Genomic DNA, 14,869 nt, shown 5'->3' with positions numbered 1-14,869 from the left:
CTCATGAAAAGAATATTATCAGTATCTCTATTTCTCGCTCTAGTAGCTTCCCCATTTTATGTGGCTTCCGCTAAACACGGTGCTGCAGGATGCGGCTTGGGATCCGTTGTTATTACGGAAAATAAAAAAGTTCACCAAGTAATCGCGGCAACCGTAAATGGAACCGTTTTAAACCAAAGTTTCGGGATTTCTACTGGAACTTTGAATTGCGAAACGAGCGGTTTCACTCAAAAACAAGTCGAACAACAAATCTTCGTTCACATGAACTTCCAATCTTTGGAGCAGGAATTTGCGAAAGGTTCCGGTGAAAAAATGGAAGCCTTCGCTTCTTTGATGGGTTGCTCCGATACGGGAACATTCGGAAAAGTAGGAAAAGAGAAATTCTCCGCACTTTTCGACCAAAATACTCCGGATTCCTTTTTGGAAAAAATGAGATTCGAAGTAGCAAACAACTCCGCTTTAGTCGGTAGTTGCAAAATCTGATCATACACACCTTATATTCTAAGGTTCAATTCCCTTCTCCCCAAAGGAGAAGGGAATATTCTGAAAATCTAAAACTCTAAGTGCTAACTAGGCTCCGTTCTTTTTTTATAATATTCTTTTTATTCTCCCTCTTCGGAACTTTCAGCTCTGCTTATGCGACGGACACGAAAAAGATCCTAGAATACCAAAAATTAGCAGAGGTCAAAAAACTTTGGGAAGAAAGATATTGGATCCTTCTATTACATTATTCTAAGACAACTTTCGGCAACTGGGTAAGCGAAGCGGATTCTTCTTCTTTTTTTCTTTCCAAGGAGGGAAGAAACAATCCGAAAAGTGAGCTACTCTCCGCCATTGAAGCGTTTATGACGCCAGCCTCACCTCCGTCTGGAGACGAAAATTGGATGCATCCATCGTGTAAATTTCCGGAAAGAAAAAGATGGATCCAAGAGAAACTTTCCATTCCGGATCAGGACTTTACAGAAGTAGATTGTTCCAGATTCGAAAAATGGTTCGCTACCTTGAACCCGAAAGGAGCAAAGATCATATTCGCTTCCTATTATATGAATGCCCCCGCTTCCATCTTCGGTCATACCCTTTTAAAATTGGATTCAGGAGATCCGAATCGGAAAGAAATTTTAGAATATTCCGTGAACTATGCCGCAAACGCGGACCCTGAGTCTACAAATGCGATCGTGTATTCTATTTTGGGTTTGTTCGGCGGATATCCCGGAACATTCTCCTTATTTCCTTACTATGTTAAAATTGCGGAATATAATGATATCGAAAGCAGGGATCTTTGGGAATACGAACTGGACCTAAAAGAGGAAGAAGTCAAAAGAATGACAAGGCATCTCTGGGAACTGGGAGCGGCCACATTCGATTATTATTTTCTGGATGAGAACTGTTCCTATCATCTATTTTCTTTGATAGAAGTAGCGAGACCAAGTCTTTACCTTCGGGACAAAGCACCTTTTGTGATCCCGGGAGATACCGTTAAAAAATACCTAGAGCAGGCCGGTCTTGTTAAAGAGATCAAATATCGGCCTTCTCTACATAGTAAAATTATCCAAAAACTCAGGAAAATGAACGAAGAAGAAAGGGATCTTTATGAAAATGTAATGAAGAATGCCAATATTTCCCTTTTGACGAATAAGGAACCCGATCCTAAGATTAGGACTTCTTTTCTTTCGGATACGATCCTGGATTCTTTCCGTTATAAAAAAGCGGAAGGAAATTCTCCGAAAGAATGGGACCAAACTTACAAACAATTACTTTTGTTCAGGAGCAAACTCCCGACCGACTACGATGATTCCGGATATTCTCCCATTACCCAGAGCCCCCATATAGGTCACGGAAGTTCGGCATTGTATAATGAAGTTGGGACTTCCAATCTGGGAAATTTTTTAGGTTTCGGTTATAGAGCGGCAGTCCACGATCTATTGAATACGGACCAAGGTTATATCCCGAATTCTTCCGTGGATTATTTTTCTCTCAAGGCAAGGTATTATCAGGATTCAAAAAAACTACATCTGGAAGAATTTCATATCATCCGCATGTTATCCTTAACTCCTTATAATTCATTAGGTCGTTCCGTTTCTTATTTTGTGGATTCGGGTGCGGACTCTTCCGTTTATGAAAAAAACAGGAACAAAGAAGATAGAAAACTTCTGGAATGGCAGGCACTCCTCCGACCGGAAGATCTGTCGTATACGCTCTATCGGTTGGACGAGATCTCCCGATCCGAAAAATATGAAAGAGTCACAAACGCAAATTTAGAGACTACTTTCGGTTATAGTTTCCAGGACGAATTTTCGGAGGGGCCAAAACGGTTTTTATTCTCCGCACAAGCAGGTGCAAAAGTAAGGTATAATGGTAAGTACGATACGAATGCAATTGTGGCTCCTCAGATCGCGACTTATTGGATCGCCAATTTTGATATTTTTAAGGCGGTCTTGTCTTTGCATTATTATACTTTTTCCGTTTACGGGATCCCGGACGATTATAAGGCACAATTAGGGTTTCGTTATGCGATCCATGCCAATCATGAATTGAGGTTAGAGGCAAAAGCCCAAAGGAATTATAATGAAGCTAGCTTCTCCTATGTGTATCAATTTTAAATATTTCTACTATTCCATTCTTATTCTATTTTTATCGGGCAGTTGTTCTTCTATGTTATTCTACCCTACCAGGGAAATGTATATCTCTCCAGAAAAAATGGGATTTCGGCCCGAAAAAATTTCTCTTCAGATGAAAGACGGCACAAATATCAAAGTTTGGATTTTCAAACCTTCTAGGGTAAAAGCGAAAGCGAGCATTCTCCAGTTCCATGGCAATGGAGACAATATGTCCAGCCACTATATCAGTCTTGTATGGCTTGTGGAAAAAGGTTACGAATTAGTGATCTGGGACTATAGAGGTTACGGAGATTCGGAAGGAGAAGCGGAAAAGGAATCTATATTAGAAGATTCTAAAGAAATTCTGAAATTCCAACAAAACAGGGCAAAAGAACTGGGCATTCCTTGGATTGTTTACGGACAAAGTATGGGTGGAGCGCTTGCAATACGAGCCGTCGGAGAAATACAAAACAAAGAGGGATTATTACTCGTAGTCGGCGACGGGACTTTCGCGTATTATTCTCATGTGGCTAAAACGGTGGCAGAGAGGGTGTTTTTCTTTCCGATAGGGCAATTGGTCGGGTTCTTCTTCTCGGATCACTTAAGTCCGGGAGAAGTAGCGGATCAAATTTCTCCGGTAAAACTATTGGTCGTGCATGGAACAGAGGACCAGATCGTTTCCTATCCGAACGGGATGGAACTTTTCCAAAAAGCGAAGGATCCAAAAATTTTCTGGGAGATCAAAGGAGGTGGACACTTAGATTGGATGGGAATGGGCAGATCCGACGGAGCAAAAAATTTCCTAAAATTCCTGGAAGAACTGGTCTCTCATTGGACTCCTTAGTTTTCGGAAGGGAACCAGTACATTCTTTTACCTTCCAATAAAGATCTAAGTGCCTCTTCCGGTTTAGGTTCTTGGATAAATAATTCCGGTAAAGAGAAGTTACCTGTATTATAAAGTTCTATAGATAAGAAGATTACTTTACCTTCCTTTGCGAAAAATACTTTTTCGAAGTCCCTACATTTTAACGTATAAAATCCGGGAGCAAGCTCCAAGACCTTATATTCGCCGGAATCCAATCCGAATTTTTGGAATAATACTCTATTCCCTTCTTTAAAAGATCCGGAATATCGATACAATTCGATACGAAAGGTGAATAAGGACTGAGCTTCTCTCTGCGGCCTAAGCACATATACCAAGGCTTGATCCTCTTTCGCTTTTTTCAGTTGATCGAATCTCTGAGAGCTTGTGCAAGACCCGAATCCTAAGACCAGGCAAATACAAATTAAGAAGGGCCTAAAGTTGGCAACCCTCTGAAAAAATCTGGTAGCTCCTTGGGCTCTACGGTTAAAATTGACCCTAATTCGAGGATTTTTCATGAAAATTGAGTTCACACCCGAGCAGTACGAAACCTTACTAAAATCCATCGCGATCTCCAGTTGGATGATCAATGCTTTTAACGAAGGGGACGAGGAGTTAAATTCCTACGCCGAACTCGAGCAATACATACTTTCCTTTGCAAAAGATTTTGGGAAGCAGGAATTCGTGGACTACGATGCCGCTGACGATGTGTATTTCCCTACTCGCAAATTCGAAGACCAAACGGATATATTCGATATCATCTCCGATTACGATAACGAATTATTCTGGGACGAGCTTATTCACAGAATGGCCAGAAGGGATTTTCTTCAAGAGTATGGAGAAACAGGAGTCGCTTCTATGGCAATCGAAGAAAGGATCGAAAAAGAAGCTCCTTATATCAGCAAATACGAAGAGATATTTACCAACCAAGGCCTGGAGAATATAGACATTCGTCCTTAATCCATGTTTGATCAGGAACCTTTCGGAGTTTTAGAGATTGAAAACCTTCTTCCCAACCTAAGAGGTGAAGGTACATTAGGAAAAAGAAAAAGCAATATGCACACATAAAAAAGCCGCCCCAAAAAGAGCGGCCTTTTATTTACTACTAAACCTTAAATCTTAGTATATATAAGGTCCAGGAGCAGGTCCGATTACAGTAGCAGAACGTCCGGTCACTGTGTAACACTCAGAGAACCATCCTTCTTTTACATAGTTATATTTTACATCTAGAAGAACGTCACCTTCTGTCTTTTTCAATGCATCATACATTGCTGCAGAATACGTCCTACTGTATGCGCCTTCGCCAGGAGTTCTTCCATCCACTACCAAAATGTAATATATACCAAATGTAATAACTGAAAGGTATATTTCAAAAACATTCCAAGCCGAGAAAGATGAAATAGATCCAGGCTTCATCCCGTATGCCTTATTCTTATCAAAGACGCTTAAGTCTCCTGAGCAAGCTTTCCCCGAAGTCTCCGGTCCCAATTTATAATCAGCTTTGGCTAATCTTAAATGATAAGTTTGGGAGCCAACCATAGTTTTGGTAGCGTAAGAACATGCTGTGGAAAGAAATGCAAAAACAATTAAAGTAACAAAAACAGTTAATTTTTTCATAGAATTATCCGTTATTGAAACTTACTTGCTTCCGACTGGTCCGTTTTTCAGTTGGATTCCGCGAGCTTTAATAGTTACACAACGATCTGAATAGATCAGATAATTGGTGCCAGTTTCTTCGATCTTAGGATTTAAGATGTAAGTTGCATTTTCTAATTTTGACAATGCATCATAATAAGCGTTTTCGGTAACGAAATCTAAAGTCAATAGACCTGAGCCGTATTTGCTTGTATTACCATGTCTAAAAATCCCGAAAATGTTTCCACCGCAGGATTTTCCACTTGTCTCACCAAGAACGGTATAGTCTGCCGGAGCTAAAGTTACGTCGTCAGTATAAATTTGCGGTGTACTTTTTACTTGATAAGTACAATTTGCAAGAAACGCAGCTGTCAGCAAACATCCAATTGCTATATTTTTTTTCATAATACTCCTCTCAAAATAATGGGAACCATTTCGGTTGGAAAGAGAACAACCAGCAAGTAAAAAAAAAAATTATGGAAAATTTTGCAATAACGAATCTAACGTATTCTCTATAATTTCATTTGAATAAATATTTACTTCACTCACATTATAAATCGAACGCTTTGATTCGATTCTTCTCTGCTCCAGCCCAAAGGAGTATATAATATTCTTTGCTTTTTTAGAAAAAATTAAATATTTTAAAGCGAATCGTACTCCAGCCTGGCATCCCCAGTCTTGTCCCATAAACCAGCCTGCATTATGCACATAAAAACGTTCTACGACAGGGATAAGTAAATAATCTGCAGAAATTTTTTCCAATTCAGTGTCTGAAATGGAGAGATTATAGATATATTCCATTTGGGGTAGATTGATATTTTCAGTGCCTGAATACTTGTCTAAAATATACACAGGCTTAGATGTAATCTTCCAATTTTTTTCAGGAAGGCTATGTTGTGATTCCTTGTAATTTATATTTTTTGAAAGAAGTTTTTCTCGGAAATATTTCTGTATCGCGTCTTCCGCAAGCTCGCGAAACATAGCTTCGCTCTCGAAGGAAATTGTCTTTGTGCTAACTTGATCTCCCAGAGCAGTTTTAACTCTTATCAAACCACCGGAAAAGGAAATAAATCCAAGGTAAGCATTTTTATAATATGCACTTTCTGACGTTTTAAAACCTGCAATATCCTTTAAGAATAAGGGTTTATATAGGTCAATTTTTGCTCCATTTAGATCGGGAGAAGTTCCGGTTTTTGAATAAATTTCGTATCTTCCACCGGAGCAAAAACCCAAAAATAAGCAATATACTACTAAAACGATTTTTTTCATAAGATTAAATGGAGATTATCTGATAACCCCAATTTACAAGAAGTTTCCACAATTATTTCATAAAAAATAATACGTACACAAGCCCCTATTTGGAAAACTAGTGAAAATGAACTTTCAACCTTTTTGAAAATTATGCTACCGGACTCAATTATTCATATCAACAAAAAAGTTGAGGGCATTTCTCCCAATCTTCGAGGTTTTTTTTTCATAAAGGAAAGAAAAATAGAAATCCCTTATTCGCTTCCTGGAGACGTATATAACGTATACAAATTCGGAAAAAGAAAAGTATTCTATAAATGGGATCCTACTCATCTAGAGCCGAGGATCTCTGCTCCTCAATGTGCAAGTTTTGGAGAATGCGGAGGATGTTCCGGCCAACACCTGCCCTATTCGGAACAATTCAAATTAACAACCGAGCCGATCTTAAACGGATTAGAAAATTTTAATCCGAGCCGACTATCTGTTTCTCCTGCGGATTCTTCTTATTCTTACCGGAATCGTATGGATTTTGCAGTTTTTCCCGGTCGAATCGTCGGATTAAGAATGTCCGGAAATTTTAGAAAGATCGTGCCGATAAGGAACTGTTCCATCCAAACGGACTGGGCAAATTCGGAAATGCCACTTTTTCAAAAACTTTTAGAATGTTTTCCTGATTTGGAATATGACCGCAAAAAAGAATCAGGTTACCTGAAATATTTTACTCTTCGCAAATCGGTTTTCCATGACGACTCCATGAGTATTCTTACTTTCACGGAAGATTTCAAAAACGAAGATCTGATGCGGAAAGTTGCGGAAAAGGCGTTAGAAGTCCTAAGCGCGAAAAATATAGTATTTTGTTTCAACCGCAAAAAAGGAGAAATTTCCGCATCGGGAGAAGCGATCGCAATCCGGGGAAATATTTATCTTATCGAAGAGATCTGGGGTAAAAAATTCAAAATTCCTTTTGACGGTTTTTTTCAACCGAACCCGAAAGAGTTCATAAAAATTTTAGAATTTATTAAATCTAAAATTGTCCGTGCGGAAAATCTTGCCGACCTTTTCTGCGGGAGTGGATTTTTTTCGATTCTATTCGGAGAAAAATTTTCTCGGATCTTAGGGATCGATATCGTATCTTCTTCGGTTTCCGCGGGTGAGGAGTTCCTACAGGAGGTTTTCCCGGACAAAAAGATTGAATTTCTGGCATTCGACCTGTTTCACAAAAAGGGATTGGAGAAAATGTCCTCTGCCAATCTACCTTGGAAGGATTCCGTTGTGATCGCAGATCCTCCAAGAAGCGGCCTTTCCCCCGAATTGTGTACCTTCTTAAATTCCAACCCCGTTTCCCAACTTATCTATATTTCCTGTAACCCGGAAAATCTTCTGAGGGATGCAAAACTCCTGGAAGAATCCTACCGAATGGAAGAGTTCCTACTTTGCGACCCCTTCCCTCAGACTCCTCATTTAGAAGCAGTATCCATCTTCTCCCCTAAAAATCGCTGAAGGGAATCCGATTTTTTTTCGATAGTAAGTACCAAAGGTATACGAAACCGAAGGTGCCCATGAAACGACTTTCTTTCATCATTCTATCATTCTTAATTTTGGCGGTTTGGGGCTGTAATACCGTCATCATCCGTCCTTGGAATTCTCCGAACGCTCTCAAAACGTCCGAAAAGATCCGTGTCTTTTTAGGTAAGGCTGAATCCGATCTGATGATCAAAGCGGACGGTGTAATTTTCGTATATGATGTGAACGATCTTCTGATCAAACGTGCTTACGATGCGGTGTCTCTTGATGCTAAAAAATTGAAGGCGCCCATCCGTTTCGTTGCGGACAATCCTGGTCTGGAATATAAAGGAAGAAAGTTCAGAGGAGAAATTTTACTCCAACCTGATAAAAGCGGCAATATTCTGGTGATCAACAGAGTTCCTTTGGAAGAATATTTGTATTCCGTTGTTCCTTCCGAAGTTCCTGCAGGCTGGCCGACAGAGGCTTTAAAAGCGCAAGCGATCTGTTCCAGGACTTATGCAGTTAGAGAGATCTTGAACAAAAAAGATACGGCGTACGATGTGGAATCCACTGTGAATTCACAAGCGTATGCAGGTATGACGAAAGAAAATCCAAGAACCACTCAAGCTGTTCGTGATACGGAAGGTGTTCTTGCCGTTTATGAAGACGATCCGATCCATATGTTCTTTCATTCCAATAGCGGTGGAAGAACAGAAACTCCGGACCAAGTTTGGGGAGGAAAAAGGCTTCCGTATTTGGAATCCGTCGCCTCCAGATTCGATGAAGCCGGGGATAATTTCGTTTGGAAAGAAATTGTAAACCAAGATAAAATGGATCAAACTCTTTCTTCCCTAGGTGTGGGCTCCATTCAATCCATCCAAGTACTTTCTAGAACTCCTTCCGGTAGAGTGGATCTTTTGGAAGTGATCGGCAAACAAGGCACTTCTAAAATGAAAGGAAAAGAATTCCGTAATTTGCTCGGAACTTCAGTGAAGTCTCTTCGTTTCGGTATCAAAAGAGAGAGTGAAGGATTTTTGATCAAGGGAATGGGCGCCGGTCATGGTGTGGGACTAAGCCAATGGGGAAGTTTCGGCATGGCGAAACAGAATTTTACCTATGCGGAGATCATCCGTCACTATTACCAAGGAATCGAATTCGCTAGAATTACTAGGTAATTTTTTCGCACAGAGATCACGGAGAACACAGAGAGTTTTTAATTTAGAAACGTTGAGCACCGAGAGGAGTCGGGTGTTGGAGTTCCCAGATCCTGATATTCCTTCGTGGTCTCTGTGAGCTTCGTGCGAAACCTTCGTTTGTCCTCAAACTTATTTTAAATATATAAAACTATTATATTCTCTCACTACTGCTCCGTCTCCTCTGTGAGCTCCGTGCGAAACCGCCCTTCTTTTCCTTGCCTCCTCTCCTAGAGGATGCAAAATAGGACCATGTCGAATCCGACAAACAAGATCCTGATCCGAAATTTAACCAAGTCCTATATGAATGGAAAACAACACGTCCCGGTCCTGAAAGGGATCAACTTAGAAGTTGCGGATACTTTTTTAACGTTGATGGGCCCATCCGGTTCCGGTAAATCCACATTTTTGAATATTCTATCCGGCATTGACCAAGCAGATTCCGGAGAAGTTTGGATCGGCGGAAAAAACCTTAGCAATTTTACGGAACAAGAACTTACCGAATATCGCAGGAACGAGACCGGGATCATCTTCCAGTTCTTTCACCTTCTTCCTTACTTAAGCGCTTTAGAAAACGTAGCCTTACCTCTATATATCTCCGGTTTCGGAAAATCCAAGGCGAGAGAGATCGCCAAAGAAGCTTTAGAAAAGGTGGATCTGGCTCATAGGTTTAAACATAAACCGGACGAACTTTCGGGTGGAGAACAACAAAGAGTCGCAATCGCCAGAGCGCTTGCAAAACGTCCGAGTATCGTTTTAGCGGATGAACCTACCGGGAATTTAGATACGTATCATGCGCATAAAATTTTGGAACTTCTATTAGAGCTACAAGAGAAGGAAAAGTTTTCCTTATTCATAGTAACTCACGATAGGGAGATCGGAGAAAAAGGAAAAGTCCGACTCAAAATGAAGGATGGACTCATCTTGCCGGAACAAAATCCTGCCCTGGGTCTTGTATGAATTTATACTTCTTATTCCTATACGAATATTTTAAGACACATCTTCCTAGATTCATATTCGCACTTTTAGGGATTTCCTTGGGTGTGGGACTTTTTTTATCCACTACAAGTAATGCAAATAAGGCGGAAAAATCTCTCATCGATTTTTCCATGGGTTACCTAAAAGGAGATTTTAATTTAAAAATTTCTCCAAGTAACTCCGAGCAAAGCCTTAATTGGCGGATCCTTTCCAAAATACAGTCCCATCCGGATCTAAGAAATATTTCCGCGATTAGACCCAGGATACAGAAAGAAGGAATTTCCTCGGACAATCTAAGGGTTTTGTACATAGGAATGGACCTAACCAAAGAATATTTAGGAATTCCCTTGAAGATAGACAATGGATCGGATACTTCCGGTCCATTAGAAAAAACGTATGTATCCAAGTCTCTATCGGAAAAATTCAAAGGTCAACCTTTCACTCTTTTACTAAATGGAAAAACTTGGGAGTTTAAGGATTATACTCCGGTTGATATGGAAGGTGGATTTCTGGTCATCGAAGACATTTCTTTGATCCAAGAAAAAATCCCGGATATAGACGGAGCGGACTATTTACTTTTAAAGTCCTCTTCAGTTGATCTTTCCCGAACGAAAGAAAGTTTACAAAAGTTCTTAGGCTCAAATGTCAAAATAGAAACTTCGGAAGAGATCCAAGAAAAATCGGCGAATGCACTTCGTTCTTTTCAATTAAATCTTCTTATCATTTCTTTTATCTCGCTTTTGATCGCGTTCTTCATGGTTTCCAATACAATGACCGGTCTGTATTTGAGTAGAGAAAGAGAACTGGGAATATTAAGAACCTTAGGATTGGATGTAAGATCTTCTATTTTTCTTTTTTTAAGTCAGTCCGTTTTGTTAGGAAGTATAGGTACCGTCTTAGGGATCCTATTCGGAATATTCTTCTCCGGTTTGGATTTTTTCCGTCCAGAGTCGGGACTCGTGGATAAAAACCTATTATCCACTTATAGTTCTATTTCCCTCATCGATTTGAGCCTCGCTGCCGGACTTGGGATCTTGGGCTCGATCATTTCTTCCGTGTATCCTGCAATCCGAGCAGGTAAGGTCCCTCCCCTTTCCATACTTAGAGATTCCCAAAAAGAAAAAAGACAGATCCCGAACTCAAAACTTGCGATCTACGGTGGAATTATTTTTTTTGCTTCTTTAGGGATTTCTAATCTTCCATCTCCATGGAAGCTTCCTCTGCCCGGTTTACTGGGTGTGGGAGGTGTGACCATCGGGATCACATTCGCTTTTCCTTATCTACTTTCCTTATTCAGTTCGGGCGTGTCCAAGATCCTGGATAAAAGTGATAAAAGTTTTCCTTTTTTCAGAATCGGTTTGGAGGAATTAAAAGAAAATCCTGGAAGGAACACTTTGACTGCGGCAACTGTGATGCTCGCGGTTTCTTTGGTTTTATGTCTGACCATTCTTACGGATAGTTATAAAAAATCTTTGAATGATTGGGTGGATTCCGAATATCCTTCCGACTTTACGATCATAAACGATCGATTTTTCCATTCCGGGATCCACGGCGGAGTTCCGAAAGACCTTCCGGAAAAGATCAGGGATTTAGGTGTAAGCTCTTACCTGGACGGTTTTTTGGTAAATACTTCTTTCGATACCGATAAAGGAAATTTTATCATTCATGCATACGATTTTTCCGTTTATAGGGACAAGCCGGAAAGAATAGAGAATGAGGTAAAGGAAGAAACCGATATTTTAATTTCTTCGAATATGGCACATTTAAAAAAACTGAAAGTGGGTGATATTCTCGTTTCCCAAACTCCTTTCGGTATTAAGAATTTTCATATTAAAGGGATCAAAGAACATTTTTTTTCGGAAAAGGGAACGGTAATGATGGATATCCGTTCCTACGAAAAAAATTTCGAAGTTAAGACCATAAACTCCATTAAACTTTTCTTAAAAAAAGAATACTCGGACGTTTCCGGGATAGAATATTCCAAAAATAAAATTTTGGATTTTCTAAAGTCGGATCCCGAATACAAGGACTTAATCCTCCTGGATTCCGCACAACTTAGGGAAATTTATCTATTCGAGATCAATAAAGTATTCAGAGTTTTGGATTCTCTTAAGGCAACCGCCATTCTGATCTCGGTCATTTCACTACTTTCCTCCTTGGTCCATACTTTATACGATAAGCGAAGGATCTTAGGCCTTCTGAAATATTTGGGAGCGTCTCAGGAGCAACTTGGTATCATTCTAAAAACGGAGTCGGTTTATCTTACAGGATTCGGTGCATTCTTCGGGATCCTCTCTTCTCTTATCATGTCTCCTATCATTTTGTACGTGGTAAATAAGAACGCATTTGGTTGGACTCTTACCTTCTCCTTTTTACCCGAAACCCCGGTCTTCATCCTAATTTTTGCGCCGATCCTGGGTTGGATTTCCGCAATCTATCCTCTACGGATATTGAGAAAAATGAGCTTCCAGCTCAGCCCGGAATGAGGAAAACTATCTTGATTCCCAGCTAGCCCGAAGTAAGTTATTCCTTCGATGGCTACTCAGCTGGAAATTGCCCTGGAACTTGCCGAAGAGATCAAAAAGATCAATCAGCAGGAGGACAATCGGATCCCTACTTCCGATTCTTTTTTGAAGGATATGATCGCATTCTTTTCCAGAGATATGCACGAAATCCGCCAAATCCTGGAAATGCTCCGAGAAGCTCGTTATATTTTTATCATTAAGATCGTTCTTCCGGAACAATCTAAAAATTCCAGGGACCAAGACCAGGGAGTGGACGCATATATCTACGCCGACCTAAACATTGTCACGGAGCTGAAAGGATTTGCGGAGAAAAAACTGGAGAAGGCATACGAGGCCACTTATTATAAAAGAAAATCTCCCTTCCAGATCACCAGAGAATTATTTCCTAAGATCAAAGAACATAATAATACTCCCTTGGGAAGGTTCATCAATATCGCAGTAATGTTGGAAGAATACCAAAGGGTTCTCACCGCTGCCCCCAACGATTATGACGATAATAGGCGCAGAAATTTATTGTCGGAGTTATTGGAAAGGAACGGGGCCCCTGTCACCGTAGCGAGAGATATTCCTGATTACGAAATAACTTCTTTGGGCGGGGGTAGCGGAAATTCCCCTTTGGGATTTAAAAGAGCGGCTGATGCAGTCGCATCTAACGAAGTCGCTTTTAATCCGAAAAGCCCTTGGTCCAGGCTTACTGCTAAATTTTCCGTTGAGTTTTTAGTTCGTATCCATTTGAGAAAGTACGAATTCGATACGGTACGCAAACTAATCTTAGGAGGAAAGTTAGTCAACTTCGACGATCTAAAATACGTTAGGGATAGTATCCAAACTATGGAAAACCATATACATCTGGATCCTATCTTACAAAATTTTACGGAAGAGATGACCGAGCTGAGAAGGCTTGCTCAAAAAAAAATGAATATCCTGAAAGGGATCACCAATTCGGGTTCTATCCAAAATTAATCCACTCGAAATATCGAGCTAGTAAAACGATCAGCAATACCACTAAGATAAAGATATATCTCCTTCTTGCGGAATATCCCGTGTCCATTCGATCTTTTGGAAAATAGATCAGGAACAAAAGTGCATTCGTTATGAACACGATAAATAACGCGTCCTGTTTTTCCTTCCAGTATCCGCTTCCGAAAGCGATTGCCGCACCGATCGAAGGCACAAAAGCAATGAGGGTTTTCCAGGTTAACACCTTCGAATCTTCTTCGAAAACTTTCGCCTTTTTGCCGGATTTTTTTTCTAACTCGCTTAAGAACTGATCCATATTCTCCAAATTTAAGATCGGGATATAGGTTCCTTGTTTGGAGATGAGAAGGATCCTTTCATAACCTCGAAATCTATCTTTTTCGATACTATCCAGATCGCGAAATTCGAATTCCATACATTGGCCTTTCGCGTTCCATTGTTTTAAGGAAGAAGAATCCAATTCCACCTTGGCGCCTTCCAATACTTTTAACTGTCTTCGATAATTTTTTAGAAGAAGCAGTATTAGTACACCGCTCAGGAGCAAATACATGGAAAGAAATGCGGATCTTTTATCCAATTCCACCTGAACGAAACTGACTCCGATAAATATTACGAAAACAGAAAGTACTAGTCCTGTTCGGATCAGTAATTTTTTCTTAAAAACGGGAGAATCGTATTGAAATACGGACATTATTCTAAACTTCCAAATTCCGATTTTTTAAACAAAGGGAAAACCTGGATCCCTTCTTCTTCGATCGCTTTTCTACCGCCTTCTTCCCTGTCTAAAATGCAAATACATGCTTTCACTTCCAATCCGGCATCTCTTAAACTTTTGATCGCCTGCAAGGTGGAACCTCCCGTTGTGATCACGTCGTCCACGACCACACAGGATTTGACCGCGTTTACGCCGCCTTCTACCAAATTTTTGGTGCCGTGATCCTTGGCTTGTTTTCTCACGATCAACGGGAACACGTTCTTGGAATGTTTACGGTATTCCAAAGCGATCCCGAAACAAATAGGATCCGCTCCCATAGTGAGACCTCCAAAGGCCTCTTCCCCGTCCAGACCGGATTCCGGGAGATGTTTTTCCACAATATACTTACAAAGTAATTCCAATCTTTGCGGATGAAGAGTGATTTCCTTACAATTAAAGTAATGCCTGGATTTTTTACCACTGGCCAGTGTGAAAGGTTCCTCTCGGAAACGATAGGCGTGGGTTTGAATGAGTTGAAACAATTCTTCCCTCAAAGCGGATCTCCCTCGGGCAATGCCCGGAATCCCATGATAGTAGAAACTCCTCAGGAAAAAACAGATTTTTGAGCCGCATTGGAGCCGAAGGGAAAAATT

Annotated in this window: 15 protein-coding genes; 9 read left to right on the top strand and 6 right to left on the bottom strand. The window is 40.4% G+C overall.

Annotation, left to right across the window (positions count from 1 at the left end):
• Window positions 1-3: 3 nt before the first annotated feature.
• The 3 genes from AB3N61_RS05765 (at window position 4) to AB3N61_RS05755 (ending at window position 3,441) form a co-directional block, all read left to right on the top strand.
• Window positions 4-483 carry a DUF3015 family protein gene (locus tag AB3N61_RS05765; RefSeq protein ID WP_020770949.1) on the top strand — a complete coding sequence of 160 codons (480 nt, stop codon included), beginning with the start codon at window positions 4-6 and terminating at the stop codon, window positions 481-483.
• A gap of 80 nt (window positions 484-563) precedes the next feature.
• Entirely contained in the window at window positions 564-2,600 is a 2,037-nt protein-coding gene (locus AB3N61_RS05760; RefSeq protein WP_367898715.1) for a DUF4105 domain-containing protein, read from the top strand.
• A complete protein-coding gene (locus AB3N61_RS05755) occupies window positions 2,566-3,441 on the top strand; it encodes an alpha/beta hydrolase (RefSeq protein ID WP_367898714.1) in 876 nt (291 codons plus the stop codon). The genes AB3N61_RS05760 and AB3N61_RS05755 overlap by 35 nt, the downstream gene beginning before the upstream one ends.
• Here AB3N61_RS05755 and AB3N61_RS05750 read toward each other — a convergent pair.
• Window positions 3,438-3,977, bottom strand: coding sequence for a hypothetical protein (locus tag AB3N61_RS05750; RefSeq protein WP_367898713.1), 540 nt, complete (start codon window positions 3,975-3,977; stop codon window positions 3,438-3,440). The two genes, AB3N61_RS05755 and AB3N61_RS05750, sit on opposite strands and share 4 nt — an antisense overlap.
• Between AB3N61_RS05750 and AB3N61_RS05745 the strand changes: the two genes are divergently transcribed.
• Window positions 3,976-4,419, top strand: a complete 444-nt coding sequence (locus AB3N61_RS05745; RefSeq protein ID WP_008589780.1) for a hypothetical protein — start codon at window positions 3,976-3,978, stop codon at window positions 4,417-4,419. The two genes, AB3N61_RS05750 and AB3N61_RS05745, sit on opposite strands and share 2 nt — an antisense overlap.
• 159 nt (window positions 4,420-4,578) lie before the next feature.
• Here the strand turns inward: AB3N61_RS05745 and AB3N61_RS05740 are convergent, their stop codons facing one another.
• From AB3N61_RS05740 to AB3N61_RS05730, 3 genes are all read right to left on the bottom strand, one after another.
• On the bottom strand, window positions 4,579-5,076 hold the full coding sequence (locus tag AB3N61_RS05740; protein WP_367898712.1) for a hypothetical protein: 498 nt from the start codon (window positions 5,074-5,076) through the stop codon (window positions 4,579-4,581).
• Between the two features lie 21 nt (window positions 5,077-5,097).
• Window positions 5,098-5,499 (bottom strand): hypothetical protein, encoded by a 402-nt coding sequence (locus AB3N61_RS05735; RefSeq protein ID WP_367898711.1) that lies wholly within the window; start codon window positions 5,497-5,499, stop codon window positions 5,098-5,100.
• 69 nt (window positions 5,500-5,568) lie between these two features.
• Entirely contained in the window at window positions 5,569-6,363 is a 795-nt protein-coding gene (locus AB3N61_RS05730) for a hypothetical protein (protein WP_367898710.1), read from the bottom strand.
• Between the two features lie 132 nt (window positions 6,364-6,495).
• On the opposite strand from AB3N61_RS05730, the gene AB3N61_RS05725 reads away from it, so the two are divergent.
• The 5 genes from AB3N61_RS05725 (at window position 6,496) to AB3N61_RS05705 (ending at window position 13,507) form a co-directional block, all read left to right on the top strand.
• Window positions 6,496-7,842 (top strand): class I SAM-dependent RNA methyltransferase, encoded by a 1,347-nt coding sequence (locus AB3N61_RS05725; RefSeq protein ID WP_367898709.1) that lies wholly within the window; start codon window positions 6,496-6,498, stop codon window positions 7,840-7,842.
• Between the two features lie 59 nt (window positions 7,843-7,901).
• Window positions 7,902-9,023 (top strand): SpoIID/LytB domain-containing protein, encoded by a 1,122-nt coding sequence (locus AB3N61_RS05720; protein ID WP_020770934.1) that lies wholly within the window; start codon window positions 7,902-7,904, stop codon window positions 9,021-9,023.
• Window positions 9,024-9,293: 270 nt separating this feature from the next.
• The gene (locus AB3N61_RS05715; RefSeq protein ID WP_367898708.1) at window positions 9,294-10,001 is read left to right on the top strand and encodes an ABC transporter ATP-binding protein; all 708 of its coding nucleotides are present in this window, start codon (window positions 9,294-9,296) and stop codon (window positions 9,999-10,001) included.
• On the top strand, window positions 9,998-12,505 hold the full coding sequence (locus AB3N61_RS05710; RefSeq protein ID WP_367898707.1) for an ABC transporter permease: 2,508 nt from the start codon (window positions 9,998-10,000) through the stop codon (window positions 12,503-12,505). The genes AB3N61_RS05715 and AB3N61_RS05710 overlap by 4 nt, the downstream gene beginning before the upstream one ends.
• Before the next feature lie 48 nt (window positions 12,506-12,553).
• Window positions 12,554-13,507 carry a hypothetical protein gene (locus tag AB3N61_RS05705; protein ID WP_367898706.1) on the top strand — a complete coding sequence of 318 codons (954 nt, stop codon included), beginning with the start codon at window positions 12,554-12,556 and terminating at the stop codon, window positions 13,505-13,507.
• Here AB3N61_RS05705 and AB3N61_RS05700 read toward each other — a convergent pair.
• Window positions 13,494-14,213 (bottom strand): hypothetical protein, encoded by a 720-nt coding sequence (locus AB3N61_RS05700; RefSeq protein WP_367898705.1) that lies wholly within the window; start codon window positions 14,211-14,213, stop codon window positions 13,494-13,496. The two genes, AB3N61_RS05705 and AB3N61_RS05700, sit on opposite strands and share 14 nt — an antisense overlap.
• Entirely contained in the window at window positions 14,213-14,770 is a 558-nt protein-coding gene (gene pyrE, locus AB3N61_RS05695) for an orotate phosphoribosyltransferase (RefSeq protein ID WP_020770947.1), read from the bottom strand. Before pyrE ends, AB3N61_RS05700 begins: the two co-directional genes overlap by 1 nt.
• Window positions 14,771-14,869: the final 99 nt, after the last annotated feature.

The sequence above is a fragment of the Leptospira sp. WS58.C1 genome, assembly GCF_040833995.1.
Classification (GTDB): domain Bacteria; phylum Spirochaetota; class Leptospiria; order Leptospirales; family Leptospiraceae; genus Leptospira_B; species Leptospira_B cinconiae.
Note: the sequence above shows the minus strand (reverse complement) of the source record. Positions and strands in the feature narration are given on the sequence as shown.

Bases quoted from the DNA above. Each gene is read 5' to 3' on its own strand.
- AB3N61_RS05765 (WP_020770949.1), top strand. From the start codon at position 4: ATGAAAAGAATATTATCAGTATCTCTATTTCTCGCTCTAGTAGCTTCC.
- AB3N61_RS05700 (WP_367898705.1), bottom strand. From the start codon at position 14,213: ATGTCCGTATTTCAATACGATTCTCCCGTTTTTAAGAAAAAATTACTG.
- AB3N61_RS05745 (WP_008589780.1), top strand. From the start codon at position 3,976: ATGAAAATTGAGTTCACACCCGAGCAGTACGAAACCTTACTAAAATCC.
- AB3N61_RS05725 (WP_367898709.1), top strand. From the start codon at position 6,496: ATGCTACCGGACTCAATTATTCATATCAACAAAAAAGTTGAGGGCATT.
- AB3N61_RS05705 (WP_367898706.1), top strand. From the start codon at position 12,554: ATGGCTACTCAGCTGGAAATTGCCCTGGAACTTGCCGAAGAGATCAAA.
- AB3N61_RS05715 (WP_367898708.1), top strand. From the start codon at position 9,294: ATGTCGAATCCGACAAACAAGATCCTGATCCGAAATTTAACCAAGTCC.
- AB3N61_RS05710 (WP_367898707.1), top strand. From the start codon at position 9,998: ATGAATTTATACTTCTTATTCCTATACGAATATTTTAAGACACATCTT.
- AB3N61_RS05755 (WP_367898714.1), top strand. From the start codon at position 2,566: ATGAAGCTAGCTTCTCCTATGTGTATCAATTTTAAATATTTCTACTAT.
- AB3N61_RS05720 (WP_020770934.1), top strand. From the start codon at position 7,902: ATGAAACGACTTTCTTTCATCATTCTATCATTCTTAATTTTGGCGGTT.
- AB3N61_RS05730 (WP_367898710.1), bottom strand. From the start codon at position 6,363: ATGAAAAAAATCGTTTTAGTAGTATATTGCTTATTTTTGGGTTTTTGC.
- AB3N61_RS05740 (WP_367898712.1), bottom strand. From the start codon at position 5,076: ATGAAAAAATTAACTGTTTTTGTTACTTTAATTGTTTTTGCATTTCTT.
- AB3N61_RS05735 (WP_367898711.1), bottom strand. From the start codon at position 5,499: ATGAAAAAAAATATAGCAATTGGATGTTTGCTGACAGCTGCGTTTCTT.
- AB3N61_RS05750 (WP_367898713.1), bottom strand. From the start codon at position 3,977: ATGAAAAATCCTCGAATTAGGGTCAATTTTAACCGTAGAGCCCAAGGA.